The sequence below is a fragment of the Winkia sp. C0117E2 genome (assembly GCF_056590455.1).
The window spans coordinates 204,176-219,782 of record NZ_JBWPWD010000001.1 but is presented as its reverse complement, the minus strand read 5'-3'; the positions used below and the strand labels follow the sequence as shown (position 1 = coordinate 219,782).

At 56.1% G+C, this 15,607-nt stretch carries 15 protein-coding genes; 10 read left to right on the top strand and 5 right to left on the bottom strand.

Translation table 11 applies throughout. From position 1 onward, the window contains the following. Nucleotides 1-16 precede the first annotated feature (16 nt). Both secG and AC1EKG_RS00995 read left to right on the top strand, forming a co-directional pair. Complete coding sequence (gene secG / locus AC1EKG_RS01000; protein WP_004805046.1) at nucleotides 17-262, top strand: preprotein translocase subunit SecG; 246 nt, start codon at nucleotides 17-19, stop codon at nucleotides 260-262. A gap of 182 nt (nucleotides 263-444) precedes the next feature. Beyond that, nucleotides 445-2,058, top strand: a complete 1,614-nt coding sequence (locus AC1EKG_RS00995) for an inorganic phosphate transporter (protein WP_048707376.1) — start codon at nucleotides 445-447, stop codon at nucleotides 2,056-2,058. Here AC1EKG_RS00995 and pgl read toward each other — a convergent pair whose 3' ends face one another. From pgl to tkt, 4 genes are all read right to left on the bottom strand, one after another. Further along, on the bottom strand, nucleotides 2,059-2,763 hold the full coding sequence (pgl, locus tag AC1EKG_RS00990) for a 6-phosphogluconolactonase (RefSeq protein ID WP_048707374.1): 705 nt from the start codon (nucleotides 2,761-2,763) through the stop codon (nucleotides 2,059-2,061). Next, complete coding sequence (locus tag AC1EKG_RS00985) at nucleotides 2,764-3,699, bottom strand: glucose-6-phosphate dehydrogenase assembly protein OpcA (RefSeq protein ID WP_048707372.1); 936 nt, start codon at nucleotides 3,697-3,699, stop codon at nucleotides 2,764-2,766. It abuts the gene before it with no gap. After that, a complete protein-coding gene (gene zwf / locus AC1EKG_RS00980) occupies nucleotides 3,696-5,216 on the bottom strand; it encodes a glucose-6-phosphate dehydrogenase (RefSeq protein WP_048707370.1) in 1,521 nt (506 codons plus the stop codon). The genes AC1EKG_RS00985 and zwf overlap by 4 nt, the downstream gene beginning before the upstream one ends. A gap of 77 nt (nucleotides 5,217-5,293) precedes the next feature. Beyond that, nucleotides 5,294-7,369, bottom strand: coding sequence for a transketolase (gene tkt / locus AC1EKG_RS00975; protein ID WP_048707368.1), 2,076 nt, complete (start codon nucleotides 7,367-7,369; stop codon nucleotides 5,294-5,296). 131 nt (nucleotides 7,370-7,500) lie between these two features. On the opposite strand from tkt, the gene xerD reads away from it, so the two are divergent. The 8 genes from xerD to AC1EKG_RS00935 all read left to right on the top strand — a co-directional run bounded on the left by xerD (nucleotide 7,501) and on the right by AC1EKG_RS00935 (nucleotide 14,916). Continuing rightward, nucleotides 7,501-8,421 carry a site-specific tyrosine recombinase XerD gene (xerD, locus tag AC1EKG_RS00970; RefSeq protein ID WP_048707558.1) on the top strand — a complete coding sequence of 307 codons (921 nt, stop codon included), beginning with the start codon at nucleotides 7,501-7,503 and terminating at the stop codon, nucleotides 8,419-8,421. 162 nt (nucleotides 8,422-8,583) lie between these two features. After that, nucleotides 8,584-9,339: a ParA family protein gene (locus AC1EKG_RS00965; protein WP_410482977.1), complete on the top strand. Its 756-nt coding sequence runs from the start codon at nucleotides 8,584-8,586 to the stop codon at nucleotides 9,337-9,339. Further along, on the top strand, nucleotides 9,323-10,099 hold the full coding sequence (locus AC1EKG_RS00960) for a segregation and condensation protein A (RefSeq protein WP_048707363.1): 777 nt from the start codon (nucleotides 9,323-9,325) through the stop codon (nucleotides 10,097-10,099). The genes AC1EKG_RS00965 and AC1EKG_RS00960 overlap by 17 nt, the downstream gene beginning before the upstream one ends. After that, a complete protein-coding gene (gene scpB / locus AC1EKG_RS00955; protein WP_048707361.1) occupies nucleotides 10,092-10,658 on the top strand; it encodes an SMC-Scp complex subunit ScpB in 567 nt (188 codons plus the stop codon). Before AC1EKG_RS00960 ends, scpB begins: the two co-directional genes overlap by 8 nt. Next, on the top strand, nucleotides 10,651-11,397 hold the full coding sequence (locus tag AC1EKG_RS00950) for a pseudouridine synthase (protein WP_004805065.1): 747 nt from the start codon (nucleotides 10,651-10,653) through the stop codon (nucleotides 11,395-11,397). Before scpB ends, AC1EKG_RS00950 begins: the two co-directional genes overlap by 8 nt. Further along, the gene (locus AC1EKG_RS00945; RefSeq protein WP_048707358.1) at nucleotides 11,394-12,497 is read left to right on the top strand and encodes a prephenate dehydrogenase; all 1,104 of its coding nucleotides are present in this window, start codon (nucleotides 11,394-11,396) and stop codon (nucleotides 12,495-12,497) included. The genes AC1EKG_RS00950 and AC1EKG_RS00945 overlap by 4 nt, the downstream gene beginning before the upstream one ends. After that, on the top strand, nucleotides 12,494-14,608 hold the full coding sequence (gene der, locus AC1EKG_RS00940; protein WP_004805068.1) for a ribosome biogenesis GTPase Der: 2,115 nt from the start codon (nucleotides 12,494-12,496) through the stop codon (nucleotides 14,606-14,608). The genes AC1EKG_RS00945 and der overlap by 4 nt, the downstream gene beginning before the upstream one ends. Next, the gene (locus AC1EKG_RS00935; protein WP_004805071.1) at nucleotides 14,608-14,916 is read left to right on the top strand and encodes a DUF4298 domain-containing protein; all 309 of its coding nucleotides are present in this window, start codon (nucleotides 14,608-14,610) and stop codon (nucleotides 14,914-14,916) included. The genes der and AC1EKG_RS00935 overlap by 1 nt, the downstream gene beginning before the upstream one ends. 186 nt (nucleotides 14,917-15,102) lie before the next feature. Here AC1EKG_RS00935 and AC1EKG_RS00930 read toward each other — a convergent pair whose 3' ends face one another. Next, nucleotides 15,103-15,339, bottom strand: coding sequence for a hypothetical protein (locus AC1EKG_RS00930; RefSeq protein WP_004805073.1), 237 nt, complete (start codon nucleotides 15,337-15,339; stop codon nucleotides 15,103-15,105). Nucleotides 15,340-15,607 lie beyond the last annotated feature (268 nt).

The following is a 15,607-nucleotide window of genomic DNA, read 5'->3' as shown; positions in this document are numbered from 1 at the left end:
AATAGCGGAGGTTAGAGTGCACGTTATCCAGATCATTTGCCAAGTTTTGTTGGTAATAACGTCCCTCCTGCTGATCCTTACCATTTTGATGCACAAGGGTAAGGGCGGCGGCCTATCCGACATGTTCGGTGGAGGATTCTCTTCGTCTGTCGCATCGTCGGGTGTTGCCGAAAGAAACTTGAATCGCATTACCATTGCGATTGCTCTGATTTGGGCTGTAGTGATTGTGATTCTTGGGATTATCACCAAGTTGCAGTACTAAAAACAGTCCTTCAACGAGGCGAGCGGTTTTCCGCTCGCCTTTTGTTTTTGCCGCCCGCTCGGCAGCAACGATAGATGAAGTAAACTGCGTGGACCAGAGCCTTTATTTAGTTGGCGTTAACCTTCCAGTAACCATGGCGTTCTACGTTTTGAGTAAAAGATTTCTGTGGAAAGTTGGTCCCCATGGCTACTCAAAAAGCCGGAGAACGAGGTAGCTCCACGTATCTGCCCGAGCGGGGTGGGTCGGACCGAAATTGGCACCTGTTCTTTGGAATTCTTCTTATAGGAACAATCATTGCCTTCTCTTTTTGGGCAATCGGATATATCTCTGATGCAGACAGCAATATCGTTCTAATCCTTACCGTGTTGTTTGGCATTTTCATGGCCTTCAACATTGGCGGCAACGACGTCGCTAACTCCTTCGGTACGTCTGTGGGGGCTGGCACTCTGTCCATGAAGCAAGCGCTGGTAGTAGCGGCGGTCTTTGAAGTTTCTGGGGCGGTTATTGCCGGCGGTAACGTGACGGAGACGGTTCGTTCCGGCATCGTTGATCTGGATGTTATTAGCTCCAGTCCAGATGACTTTGTCTACATAATGATGTCTGCGCTGTTGGGTGCTGCGGTATGGCTGCTAGTTGCTACGAAGATGGGGTGGCCGGTGTCCACCACCCACTCGATTGTTGGTGGCATCGTTGGGGCAGCAGTAACGGTCGGCTTCGTTACTCACACTGGCGGATTTGGCATGGTGCAGTGGAAAGAGATAGGCAAGATCGCTATCTCTTGGGTACTCTCTCCGGCCCTTGGTGGGGTAGTTGCATTCTTCCTGTTCAGAGCCATCAAGAATAATATCTTGGTCTACAACGAAGAGGCCGACAAGAAACTTCGTGAGATAAAAAAGAAGCGGATGGAGCTCAAGAGCAAGCAGAAAGATGCGTTTGGAAAACTAAACGAGATCCAGCAGCTTGCTTACACTAATGCGATGGTTCGAGATGCTTTCACCACTTCTCAGGATCACTTCGACGCTGACGAGATAGAGACGGACTACTACCGGCAGTTGCACAAGATCCAGGAGCAGAGCGAGGATGTGAATGCGCACCGGGCCCTTGACGTGTGGGTGCCTATTCTGGCAGCAATCGGTGCCATGATCATTACTGCGATGCTGCTCTTCAAGGGACTATCCAACCTGGATATCAATATTGATTCGCTAGGGTCTTACCTGATCATGGCGATGGTGGGAGCTGCCGTATGGATGGCTGTCTTTATCTTCGCAAAGCAACTGAAAGACTATGACTTGGAAAAGTCCACTTTCTTACTGTTTTCGTGGATGCAGGTGTTTACGGCGTCGGCTTTCGCCTTCTCTCATGGCTCGAACGACATTGCTAACGCGGTGGGACCATTCGCGGCGGTTCTAGATGTGCTACGTACTGGCAAGATTGGTGCCGAGGCGGCCGTACCTGCTGCTGTAATGGTTGCCTTCGGGGTGGCCTTGATAGCTGGTCTGTGGTTTATTGGGCGAACCGTTATCCAGACGGTTGGAACCGGTCTTACCGAGATCCACCCGGCCTCTGGGTTCGCCGCTGAGCTGTCGGCTGCGGCGGTGGTTATGGGAGCCTCTCTGCTTGGCCTTCCGGTATCTTCTACCCACATTCTGATTGGGGCGGTGCTGGGCGTAGGTATGGTAAACAAGGCAGCGAATTGGAAGCTAATGCGCCCGATCGCAACCGCCTGGGTAATCACCCTTCCGGCGGCAGCAGTAGTAGGCGCACTAACCGTGTCTATCTTGCGCGTTGTTTTCTAGCTAGTTGCCGGCGGCAGCTAAGTCGGTGAGCCAGTAGGTTCCCGAGGTATTCAAGGCTGCTGCCGGTATCTGCTTTTGGTCCATTCCTGCCGCTATCGCTTTTGCGAAGGCGGCGGATTTTTCTTCGCCGGCCAAGACGACGAAGCGGAGCGAGCTGTTTACAAGCAGCTGCATGGACAAACTTACGCGGGTAGCCGGTGGCTTTGGGCTATTCCTAACAGCAAAAGCGGGTGCCGAAGAGTGCTCCCGACCGGGGAACAGAGAGGCAACGTGGCCATCCGGGCCCATTCCCAGGAGGGCAAGATCGAAGCCGGTGATATTGAAGCTGGCTAGTTGCTCTGTGTAGTCCTTCGCAGCTTGTGAGGCGCTATCGAAGTCCTCGGAGTTGCCCATGGGATGGAATGTTGCCTTATCCCAAACTCGTGCCAAATTCTCTAGGGCTTCTTTATCGTTTCTATCTGAGCTGGCGGGAGCTACAAATCGCTCATCAACCCACCAGACGTGCAGTCCGGACCAGTCTACGTCGTTGCTTAGCTTTGAAACGGCAATAGCAGAGAGCACTTCTCGGGCTACGAAGCCGCCAGCCAGCGCCAGGTGTACCTCTTCTTTGGAAGCAAGGGCATCCCCGAGGGCGAGGATTGTGCGGGCGGCAGTTGCCCGCGCTAGCACTGCTTTATCTGCATAAACGACGGTCTTGGCTGGCATTTATTCTTCCTTCTTCAAATTCTGGATGTGTTTGGTAAGGACAATCTGATACACCGGATCCGGATCTAGGCGGCGCAGGTCTTCCATCAGGCAGTCCTGCAGTTCACGTTTAGCCAGATTGACGAAGGTGGTAGATAGGCCGGGGCGGTGCAAGTGTGCCACGTCCGAGCCTTCTCTGCGGGTCAAGGACATCTCTTTGCCTTCGCTGTCAGTGAAGTAGATACCCGTTACGGTGCTGGCGGTCTCGTCGTGGCATACGACCACGTCAATACCTAGTTTCCATTCCAGCCAAGAGGCTATCAGGCTAGGAGAGGGCTGCTTCAGATTGCCTCGCACTACTGCCTTCACGAATGGCGCCTCATGCTTTTCACCTACGGTAGCTGCCAGAACGGCTCGCCAGAGGGTATTTGCAGACCAGGACAAGTCCCCATCGCCGGCAGTGTAGTTCCTGGCTAGATGTTTGATGGTCTCCATCGGATGAGCAGTTTGCCGCGAATCGGTAAGGCGCTTGGTCGCGAGCTTGCCCAGGGGATGTGCAGAAGGATTATCTGGTGGATCGAGCGGCCAGAAGACCACGATGGGCACATCTGATAGCAGTAGCGGATTGACCAACGTGTCCAAATTTTCGGCAGTAGCACCTCTAGGGTCAAGAACAACAACCTCGGAAGCTCCCGCCTTGCCTCCAAGCCGTATTTGGGCGTCCAAGGAAGCCTCCTTGCTTGGTTCTGCCCGCTCGACGACAATTAGGACTCGACAAGGATGCTCTTTAGCAGCTGCATCAGAAATCTCAATGGCGCGCTCGACGTCCTCGGGGGAAGGGACACAGATAATCAGCGTCAGAACTCTGCCTAGTGTACTAGAGCCCTGCTCGGAACGCTGTTTGTTCAAAAATGCTGCTACTTCGGAACCACTGGTCCCTTTTAGAGTATAAATCACGGAATCCTCCAAGCTCGTCCGCTGCGTGCAAGCATGTCATGTGCTGATTGGGGGCCCCAGGTGCCCGGCCTATACAAGTCAGGTTTGCCTTTCTCGCTCCAGAATTGCAAGATCGGGTCGAGGATCTGCCAGGACAGTTCGACCTCGCGCTGATGGGGAAATAGAGGAGCGTCGCCAGTTAATGCATCCTTGATCAGCTTCTCGTATGCTTCCGGGGAATCTTCGGTGAAGGCGTGACCGTACCCGAAATCCATGGTTACGTCTCTGACCTGCATGCCCGCTCCCGGAACCTTAGCGCCAAATCTGATGGTCATGCCTTCGTCCGGCTGGACCCTGATAACCAGAGCGTTCTGGCCGAGCTGCGATGTCGAAGCATTGTCGAAAGGCATATGTGCTGCCCTCTTGAAGACGACCGCGATCTCGGTTACTCGCTTGCCTAGACGTTTGCCAGTACGCAAGTAGAAAGGTACCCCGGCCCATCGTCGATTTGCGATGTTTAAGGTGACGGCAGCGAATGTATCGGTGACGGAATCGGAGGGAATATTGTCTTCTTCTAGGTACCCTGAAACTTTCGTTCCGCCCTGCCATCCGCCCTCGTACTGGCCGCGCGAGGTACTCGCAGCTAAGTCTTTAGGAAGACGCACCGCAGCAAGAATTTTTTCCTTCTCGACACGCAACTCTTCTGGATCAAAGGTGGACGGCTCTTCCATAGCCGTAAGGGCAAGTAGCTGGAGCAGGTGGTTCTGCATGACGTCGCGGGCGGCGCCGATCCCGTCGTAATAGCCGGCGCGCGAACCAATCCCAATGTCCTCTGCCATGGTGATTTGGACGTGATCGACGTAGTTGGCATTCCAGATTGGCTCAAACATAGTGTTGGCGAATCTGGTGGCCAGAATGTTCTGCACAGTCTCTTTGCCCAGGTAGTGGTCGATACGGAAAATATCTTCCTCGTCCACGATAGATCGAAGCTGGGCCGCCAATTCTTTCGCTGACTGTAGGTCATGCCCAAAAGGCTTCTCTATGATGACGCGGCGGAACTGTCCCGGTTCCTTCTTTGTGAGTCCTGTTTGTGCCAGGTGGGTGCAAACCAGCCCAAAGTACTTTGGTGGAACGGACAGGTAGAAGGCGTGGTTCCCACCGGTGCCCCGGTTCTTATCGAGTTCCTGCACCGTCTGCCGCAGCTTCTGATACGCCTCGGCGTCGTCGAAGGTGCCCCCTACGAAGCGGATGCCCTGTGCCAAGGTCTTCCACGTGCGTTCGTTGAAATCGGTACGGGCATGTTTTTCGATAGCCTCCCGAACAAAATTCTGGAACGTCTGAATATCCCAGTCCCTACGAGCAAACCCGGTAAGAGCGAAGGCGGGGTGCAGCATGCCCCTGTTAGCAAGGTCGTAGATGGCGGGGATGAGCTTCTTTCGGGCTAAATCCCCAGTAACACCAAAGATCACTAGACCGCAGGGAGGGGCTACTATGGGCAGCCTTCGATCGCGCGGATCATAAAGGGTTTGCTCGCTCACACGGAATCCTTTCTGCAACAAAAACAATGGTGGGTGGGGATATGATCCCACACCCACCATTGGGCTTGATTACTAGCTTACTTGTTGGACAGAACTTCCTTGGCCTTTGCTACTACCGCGTCGGCAGTGAACCCGAAGTGTTCAAAGAGTTCGCCGGCCGCACCGGGCAGCCCGAAGGAGTCCATTGCGACTGCCTTACCCTTGCACCCTAGGTACTTGTACCAGGGATCGGGCAAACCGGCCTCTACAGAGACACGAGCGGTCACGGCAGCAGGCATGACCTGTTCCTTGTAGGCATCGTCCTGCTGTTCGAACCATTCCATGCAAGGTACCGAAATAACGCGGGCTGCTACTCCCTGCTTTGCCAGTTCTTTGGCTGCCTCTACTGCTAGCTGTACCTCGGAGCCAGAGCCCATTAGGAGGACGTCTGGGGTACCTTCGGTGTCCTTCAGGATGTAGGCGCCCTTAGCCACGTTTGCCGCAGAAGCAAGCCCCTCTTCACCGCGGTGCAAGGTGGGCAGGCCCTGCCTAGTAAGGATCAGGCCGGCAGGCGCATCGCGACGCAGTATCTCTAGCCAGGCATAACCGGTTTCGGGGCCGTCCATAGGCCGAACTATCGACAGGTTAGGTATGGCTCGGTAGGCGGTCAGGTGTTCGACCGGCTGGTGGGTGGGGCCGTCCTCGCCGACGCCAATAGAATCGTGCGTCCACACGTAGGTGACAGGCAGATTCATTAGAGCGGCCAGGCGCACGGCGCCGCGCATATAGTCGGCAAACACGAAGAAGGTGCCGCCATAGGGGCGGGTTAGCTCATCAGCAGCAATGCCGTTGAGGATGCCACCCATGCCATGTTCGCGAATACCGAAGTGAAGGTTACGGCCATACTTATTTCCCTTGAACTTCTCAGAAGAACGTTCCTGCGGGAAGAACGAAGGCTCGCCGTCCATCATGGTCTTGTTGGACCCGGCCAGGTCAGCCGAGCCGCCCCACAGCTCCGGCACCAGAGGAGCAAGTGCGTTGATGACCTTCCCGGAAGCGGCGCGAGTAGCTAGCGACTTGCCCTCTTCAAACTTGGGCAGCGCCTCTTCCAGCCCCTCGGGGAGCTTGCGCTCCAAAGTTCTAGACAGCTGGGCGGCAAGTTCCGGGTTTGCCTTCTGCCACTTAGCAAAGCGCTCATCCCAATCGGCGCGTGCCTGCTTGGCACGCTCGGCGGCGTTGGCCCGAGCATGCTCAACAGCCTCGACGTCTACGTCGAAATGCTTCTGCGGATCCAGGCCCAACGCCTTCTTTAGGCCGACCAAAGCGTCCTCGCCGAGGGCGGAACCGTGGATCTCGCCGGTATTCTGCTTTCCTGGGGTAGGCCACCCAATGATGGTGCGCACAGAGATAAGCGAAGGCCTGTCAGTGACCTTCTTTGCTTCCTCGATTGCGGCGTCCAGAGCGTTGACGTCCTCGTCATAAGAACCGTCATCCTTCAGGAAGTTTACCTGTTGTGTATGCCAGCCGTAAGCCTGGAAGCGGGCGGGCACATCCTCGCTGAAGGCTATGGAGGTGTCGTCCTCGATAGAGATGAGGTTTTGATCGTAGAAAACAATTAGGTTGCCGAGCCCCTGGGTGCCAGCCAAAGACGCAGCCTCCGAAGTGATACCTTCCTCGAGGCAGCCTTCACCGACGATGGTGTAGACGTGATGATCGAAGGGAGAAGTGCCCTCGGGGGCATCCGGATCATACATGCCACGGGTTCGGCGCTGACTCATGGCGAACCCGACCGCGGCGGCAAAACCTGAACCAAGCGGACCGGTGGTGATCTCCACGCCCTTGGTGTGCGAGTACTCGGGGTGGCCCGGAGTCTTCGATTCGAACTTTCGGAACTGCTTTAGGTCCTCCAATTCCATGTCCATGCCCGCCAGGTACAGCTGGATGTACTGGATTAGGGAAGCATGGCCAATGGAAAGCATGAACCGGTCCCTACCGAGCCACCGTTCATCCTTCGGGTCGAAGTTCAGGTGACGCTGGAAGAGCAAATATGCCAGTGGGGCCAGCGAAATAGCGGTCCCCGGGTGGCCGGAGCCAGCTTCTTCAACGGCATCTGCGGCTAGGACCTTTGCGGTAGTAACCGCGCGTTTGTCGAGGTCATCCCACTTCACTGTCATGTATCTGCGCTTTCTCTTAGAAGAAGAATTAACACTTTCTTTGATAAGGATAACTGATTGTGATGGTACCCACGTCAAGGTGAGATTCGATTTGGTACGTTCCGCCAACAGCGGATTATGGTTGTGCCATGATGCCGCTTGAACAGCTCATATCCGCCTTCCTCACGCATGTAGGGGTGGAGCGGGGAGCTTCGCCGAACACTGTTGCCGCCTACAGGCGCGATTTGAGGCGTCTAGCTGGGTGGGCGCAAAGCCAGCAGCTGTCGCTGTCCGACTTTGACGCGAATACTGTCAACGATTTCCTGGTAGCAGTACGAAATGGCAAAGATGGCGGAAAAGCGCTTACCGCCTCTTCGGCGGCCCGTATGCTTGCCTCGGTGCGGGGGCTTGCCCGGTTTGGGCGTGACGAGGGCGTCTTAGCTACAGATTTTTCAGAGGGAGTGGATACCCCAAAGCAACCGCAACGGTTGCCAAAGGCGCTCACTATCAATGAGGTCGAATCACTGCTGGAGGCTGCCAGCGCAGGGGACGGGCTCTCTCCATTGCGGGATCGGGCCCTGTTAGAGGTTCTCTATTCGACAGGCGCCCGAATAACAGAAGCTATCTCATTGGACGTAGATGACATAGCTTCCGATGAGGATTTTGCTAGCTTGCGAGTAATAGGCAAGGGGCGGAAGGAACGGTATGTGCCTCTAGGGCGCTACGCCCTAGAGGCTGTGCAGGCATATCTGGTGCGGGCTCGCCCCGCCTTTGCGGCTAAAGGGAAGGGGTCGCCGAAACTGTTCTTATCCACCCGCGGTAATCCGCTTACACGGCAGGCGGCGTGGGTGATCTTGCAAAATGCTGCAAAGAAAGCGCACCTTGATACCCATGTATCTCCGCACACCCTGCGGCACTCCTTTGCCACCCACCTGTTAGAGGGAGGAGCAGATGTGCGCGTGGTCCAGGAGCTGCTTGGGCACGCGTCTGTTACCACCACTCAAATTTATACGAAGGTGACAGCGCAAACTTTGCGCGAGGTGTATCGCTCCTCGCATCCGCGCGCACTGTAGAGTATGTGGTAAGCCCCCACACGGGTTGTAAAATGACGATAGTTTAAGAGGGTGAGTAAACTGCAGCCAGGATTGATTCCAGTTCCGCCTGAAGGGGGCAGGGATCCCGAGTTTCCAGAACCGGAACCGCTTGCTACCCACGGCCCCGCGCGCGTTATTGCGATGTGTAACCAGAAGGGTGGGGTAGGAAAGACCACTACCACTATCAATCTTGCGGCGGCCCTCGCCGAATATGGCAGGCGTGTGTTGATTGTTGACTTTGACCCGCAGGGGGCTGCATCTGCCGGGCTCGGCATTATGAGCCACGAATTGGATCAGACGATCTACACGCTGATGACTAATCCCCGCATGGATGTGCACGAAGTTATCGAGCACACCGACTATGAGGGCCTTGATGTTATTCCGGCGAACATTGACCTTTCTGCGGCCGAAGTGCAGTTGGTCAACGAGGTAGCGCGTGAACAAATTTTGGCTTCTGTGCTGCGTCCGGTTCGTGATGAATACGATTTGATCATTATCGATTGTCAGCCCTCTCTTGGTTTGCTTACGGTGAATGCGCTTACCGCAGCCCACGGCGTCATGATCCCTATGGAAGCCGAATTCTTCGCTCTGCGCGGCGTCGCCCTTCTTGTTGAGACCATTGAAAAGGTGCGCGACCGGCTGAATCCGAGGCTGAAGATAGACGGTATTTTGATAACCATGGTTGACATGCGCACGCTGCATGCTCGCGAGGTTGTGGATCGGCTCGAGGAAGCCTTTGGGGACAAGGTCTTTAGGACCATGGTCAAGCGAACCGTAAAGTTCCCAGACGCTACGGTAGCGACCGAGCCCATCACTTCCTTCGCTCCTTCACACGAGGGCGCGCAGGCTTACAGGCGGCTGGCTCGGGAACTGGTAGCTCGTGGCGACGCAGCCTGAATTTAGCGTCAATCTAACTAATTTCTCCGGCCCTTTCGAACTGTTGCTGGGACTGCTGGCCAAGCGCAAGCTTGACATTACCGAGGTAGCGCTTGCCCAGGTTACGGACGAATTCATTGCTTATATGAAGCAAAGTCCTGACCTGTCGCAGACCAGTGAATTCTTAGTCACTACGGCTACCTTGTTGGCAATGAAAGCGGCATCCTTGCTGCCTAAACAGGAGGCGCAACGCGATGACATTGAGCTTTTGGAGGCGCGGGATCTGCTTTTTTCGCGCTTGCTGCTGTATCGGGTTTTTAGTGAGGCTACCGATGCGATCAAGGATCGCCTCGATGAGCAGGGCACTTTCTTCCCGCGTGAGGTCCCCTTGGAGGCCCATTTTGCGGCCCTGTTGCCCGACCTGGTGCTAAAGGCTGCGCCCACTGACTTAGCCAAGTTGGCTGCGGAAGCCATCTATTACCAGGAGCCGACAGTGGGGCTTGCTCACCTACATGATCCAATAGCCCCTGTCAGTCGCGAACTTGCGATCATTTCGGCCAAACTGCGCGCCGCAGGCAGGGCTAGTTTCGGCGAACTTACCGAGGACGCGGCTAACCTGCCAGTGGTGATTTCCCGATTCTTAGCGTTGCTAGAACTTTTCCGGGCAGATCAGGTTACGTTTGAGCAAGATGCCCCCATGGAGACATTGTGGGTCAGCTGGGTCGGCAGCGATACCAATATTGCCCTCGCCGACGACTACACAGGAGAGCAGGATGGATGAGCTGGCAGGACCACTGGAAGCGATCTTGGCGATTGCTTCAGAGCCCGTATTCGAAGCAGACCTGGCTTCCGCCCTCGAAGTACCTTTGGCAAGCGTTAGTGAAAGCCTAGTGCGGCTGCAGCAGGAATACGAGGGCGGCCAATCTCGCCCGCGCGGTTACAGGTTGCGCAATGTAGGGGGTGGCTGGCGCCTCTATTCCGCACCGGAATACGCTCCGATCGTTGGGAAATTCGTCACTAGAGGGCGGCGGGCGCGACTGTCCAGGGCAAGCCTGGAGACGCTTGCGGTTATTGCCTACAGGCAACCGTGTACGCGCACCCAGGTGGCGCAAATCCGCGGCGTTGCAGTGGATTCGGTAGTGCGTACCCTACTGTCTCACGAGATGATTGAGGAAGCTGGGGAGGCCCCTTCGGGCGCGGTGCTATATCGGACCACTGAACATTTCTTAGAACAGATGGGCATGAACAGCCTCGATGAGTTGCCACCGCTGTCTCCTTTTATGCCACAATCAGAGGACTTAGATAATATGCTCGCCGCGATGGAGGACCATGATGAATAAGCGCGACCCACACGTACCTAATGGAGTGCGACTACAAAAAGTTTTAGCCCAGGCAGGAGTCGGATCGCGCCGGCTGTGCGAGAAGCTAATTGCCTCGGGCCGGGTAAAAGTGGACGGCCAGATCGTACGCGAATTGGGCACAAGGGTTAACCCGAAAGCTGTATTGCATGTCGATAACCAGCGAGTCTTTGTAGACGATTCGCACGTCACGGTAGCCTTGAACAAGCCGTACGGGGTGATTTCTGCAATGTCGGATCCCGAGGGACGGGAGACCTTGGCTGATCTGCTTGTCGAGTACCCGGAGAGGCTGTTCCATGTGGGCCGTCTGGATCAGAACTCTGAGGGGCTGATCTTGGCCACTAACGATGGGGAGCTCGCAAATAGGCTTACCCATCCCTCCTACGAGGTGCCGAAGACTTATATGACCACGGTTGCGGGCATCTTTACGCCAAGTGAGGTGAAGAAGGCTCGTGAGGGGGTCATGCTTGAAGACGGCATCATCGTGCCGGATGAGTTCATTGTGAAGGATGAACATTCCAACCGGTCGCTAGTAAAGGTGACCGTCCACGAAGGCCGGTCCAGGCTGGTACGTCGCATGATGAAGGAGCTCGGACATCCCGTGGAGCGACTGGTGCGCACCCGCATTGGCAACATTTTCTTGGGCAAACTACATTCGGGGGCAACTCGAGCAGTAGATGGCGATCAGCTTGCGCAACTTATGAAGATGGTCGGATTGTGAATACCCAGTCGGTACTAATTGTCGGTACCGGCCTGCTCGGAACCTCGCTGGCACTTCGCCTTACTGACACCTGGCAGGTGTGGCTTTCCGATATTTCACCAGCTGCAGCCGCGTTGGCTCGAGACATGGGGGCTGGCAGCCTCTATGACGGAAAGAGCGTTCCAGACCTGGTAGTGGTGTGCGCCCCTCCGGATGTGGCGGGACAGTGCGTAGTTGCGGCGATGCGGCGTTATCCGAGCGCAGTAGTTACCGATGTAGCCTCTGTGAAGCAGGCAGTGGCCAAGGTTGTCGAAGAAGAGGCAGAGGATCGGACCAACTATATCGGTTCGCATCCGATGGCGGGTCGGGAACGATCGGGAGCATCTGCAGCTGATCGAGACCTTTTTGAGGGATGTCCCTGGGTGCTAGTGCCCACAAAGGAAACTTCTGAGAGGGCGCTGGGGCTGGTTCGCTCTGTGGCGGTAGAGGTCGGCGCAGTACCTTCGCAGCTGAGCGCGCCTGAACACGACCAGGCCGTAGCGTTGGTCTCGCACGTGCCCCAACTAGTCTCTTCGCTGCTGGCAGGGCGGTTGAAGGACGCACCTGCTAGGGCGATGTCACTAGCTGGGCAGGGGCTGCGTGACACCACTCGTATTGCTCGTTCAGACGCAGAGCTGTGGGCGGCTATCGTTGCCCACAACTCCGATGCGGTTGCCGAGGTCCTCGAAGCTTTCGCTCGGGATCTAGCCGAACTGCGGCAAGGCTTGGCGGCTGGCCTGCCCGCAGGGCTGTCTACTCCGGGTCGGATGGGCTCTGTTGCCAAAGTGATGCTTGCCGGCAACGACGGGGTAGAACGCATCCCTGGAAAGCACGGTGGGGCTCCCCGCCGGTACCTGGAAGTTTCAGTCCTGGTGCCAGACAAGCCGGGGGAGCTCGGCAGACTCTTTACGGAGATTGGTGAAGAGCAAGTCAATATTGAAGATTTTTCGCTGGAACACTCTGCTGGGGCGGCCGCGGGCGTGGCACGATTGTTAGTGATGCCTTCTGTGGCCCAGCCACTCGCTAGCGCGTTAGTTAGGCGCGGCTGGCAGGTACCTTCTGCAATGAATAGGGGTAGATGATGAAAGAATCGAAACTAGTAGTAGCAATTGACGGGCCCTCTGGGTCTGGCAAATCTACCGTGTCTAAGGAACTAGCCCGCGAACTTGCAGGTGCCTACATTGATACGGGGGCAACATACCGCGCACTCGCATGGTGGGTGCTGAACCAGGATCTTGACCGAAATGATGAGGCAGTGCTGGGAAAGGCTGCCCAAGAATTCCCGCTCGACCTATCTACTGACCCGGACCATCCCGGTGTCCGGGTTGGTGCTGAGGATGTAAGCGCCGCGATTCGCACCCCGGAGGTAACCGAGGTATCTTCCCAAATTTCCTCATGCGGCGCGCTGCGCGAAGGCCTAATTGCTAAGCAACGGCAACTAATAAAGGAAGTGGAGGCGCCCGCCGTTGTTGTGGAAGGGCGCGACATCACCACCGTCGTGGCTCCGCAGGCGCCGGTACGCGTGCTCCTCACTGCTTCTGAGGCAGTGCGCATGGCACGCCGCGGCGCCGAACTTGGAGAATCGGATTGGGCCGCCCTCGAAAAGCAGATCGTGCAGCGCGACAAACGCGATTCTAAGACCACTTCCTTCCAAGAAGCGGCCGAAGGCGTAACGCTGGTCGATTCTTCAGAAATGACAATTCCCCAGGTGGTTGATCAGATCAAAGCTCTTATTGTGGAGGCTGGCTACGACCACCTGGTTGACAAGACAGCGAAGGCCCTGCGTGCCGGCCTGGCTGACTACGACCTTAGCGAGGAAGACCTGGCGCTGCTGCAGACAAGCCCGCAGCAGGCTCAGGCCCAGCAGGTAGCCGCAGGCGAGCCTGTCGTAGCCATCGTGGGGCGCCCAAACGTTGGCAAGTCGACGTTAGTAAACCGTATCCTGGGCCGCCGCGCCGCGGTTGTACAGGATACCCCAGGGGTAACCCGAGACAGAGTCTCCTATGCTGCCGAATGGGCTGGCCACCGGTTCACCCTAGTAGATACCGGTGGTTGGGAAGTGGACGTCAAAGGACTCGACCGTACTGTGGCACACCAGGCGCAGATCGCTATCGACCAATCCGATGTGGTGATCTTCGTCCTCGACGCAGCTGTGGGGATCACCGCCACCGACGAGCACATTGTCCGATTGCTACGTAGCTCCGGCAAACCCGTTGTGCTTGCGGCAAACAAAGTTGACTCAGAGCAGCTCGAATCTGATGCGGCGGGCCTGTGGGCACTAGGAATGGGGGAGCCGCACCCAATCTCTGCTCTACACGGGCGGGGATCTGGGGACCTGCTAGACGCCCTCATGGATGTCCTCCCCAAGGAATCGGCTGTAGCGTCGGCAAAGCCAAACGACGGGGTATTCCGGATCGCCCTGGTAGGTAGGCCTAACGTGGGCAAGTCTTCCTTCCTCAATGCGTTAGCTGGCGAACAGCGAGTCGTGGTGCACGACATGGCAGGGACCACCCGCGACCCCGTGGACGAACTACTTGAAATTGACGGAGAACCATGGTGGTTCGTAGATACCGCTGGCATTCGCCGAAAGATGCACAAATCCAAGGGAGCCGATTTTTACGCCTCCCTACGTACCCAGGCCGCCATTGAACGCTCGGATGTGGCGGTCGTGCTTCTGGATGCCACCCAGACGGTCTCGGAACAGGACGTGCGCATTATCAATCAGGTGCTAGAAGCAGGGCGTGCTCTGGTAATCGTGAACAACAAGTGGGACCTGGTTGACGAAGATCGCCAGTACGACTTCAAACGCGAAGTTGAACGCGACCTAGGGCACGTGGCATGGGCACCCTCAATAAACGTTGCGGCAAGAACCGGCTGGCACACGAACCGGCTGGTGCGCGCGCTCAATGCGGCGATCAACGGGTGGACCACCCGAATTAGCACTGGAATGCTCAACTCCTACCTGGGCGAGGTAGTCGCAGCCAACCCCCACCCGGTGCGCTCAGGCAAACAGCCACGTATCCTATTTGGTACCCAGGTGCATGCAGCGCCTCCGCGGATCGTGCTGTTTACAACTGGGTTCATGGATCCCTCGTACCGGCGTTTCTTGGAGCGCAAGCTTCGCGAAAAATTCGGCTTCGTGGGTACTCCAATCCAGATTGCAGTTCGTGAAAGGCAAAGGCGAAAGAAGTAATGGCACTGACCGAAAAGGAACAGCTTGCAGCCGAAAACGACCAGCGGCTGAAGCAAGTCGAAAAAGACATTGCGAAGCTGCAAGAAGCGCCAGCGCAAATCAAAGAATTGGGCGCCCAGATGGGCAAGTTGATGCAGTACTACTACGGGCCATGGCGCGATGACCGGGAAGAACTGGATAAGGCCGGCAAAGGCCAATACGGCGTTTTGAGCGAGGATGCCATCTGGGACCAGATGTCAGATTACCGTGGTGCTTTGGAAGACCTACTGCACGAAGTAGAAACCGCGCTCAAGGACTACAAGAAATAGTCCGCCAGAAGCTAGCTAGGCGCCGCATATGGTAGGTGGCCTTTGGCAGAAAAATAGACCAAATATAGTTTTGGCCCCGCACGGAGGGTGCTGGGCCAAAACTATAGACTTTCGTCAACCTGACTCCTGACTTTAGGCTATCTGGCCTTAAGCCGTTCTAGCCTTCTTAGGCCATTAGACTTGGTACTAGCGCAGGTGGGCCTCGGCGTACATGTCACCATAGGCCTTTAGAGCGCTCGGGTGCATGATTGCCCAAGCTAGAGAGCTCACTGCAAATAGGAGCCCACCGACAATGGCCAGCGGAGCAGTAGCGGTAACAATACCCGCCACAATCAGCACGGAACCGACCAGAATAGTCAAAGCCAAAGCAACGTTTCCCAAGCTAATCTTAGAGGAAGTTTCGTTTGCAGTTACAGCGTCCATGTCAAATCCTTTCTAGTGGGTCGCACCTTGCGAACTCGTCCCCTATAGTGCCGATATCGCCGCCACGTTGCAAGAGCTAAAGGGGCAATTGGCACGTGCTAGCGCAAGACAGAATTTGGGTGCTACTAAACAGGAAAAAATCCGCACAATAACGCCAACTTATGCCCATAGAGAGCAGCTGATAAATGCCTCACAGCCAAGATGCGTTAGCATAATTGGCGCGTGCCATCGCCGCATGAACAAGTCACAAACGGCGAAGGGGGGACGC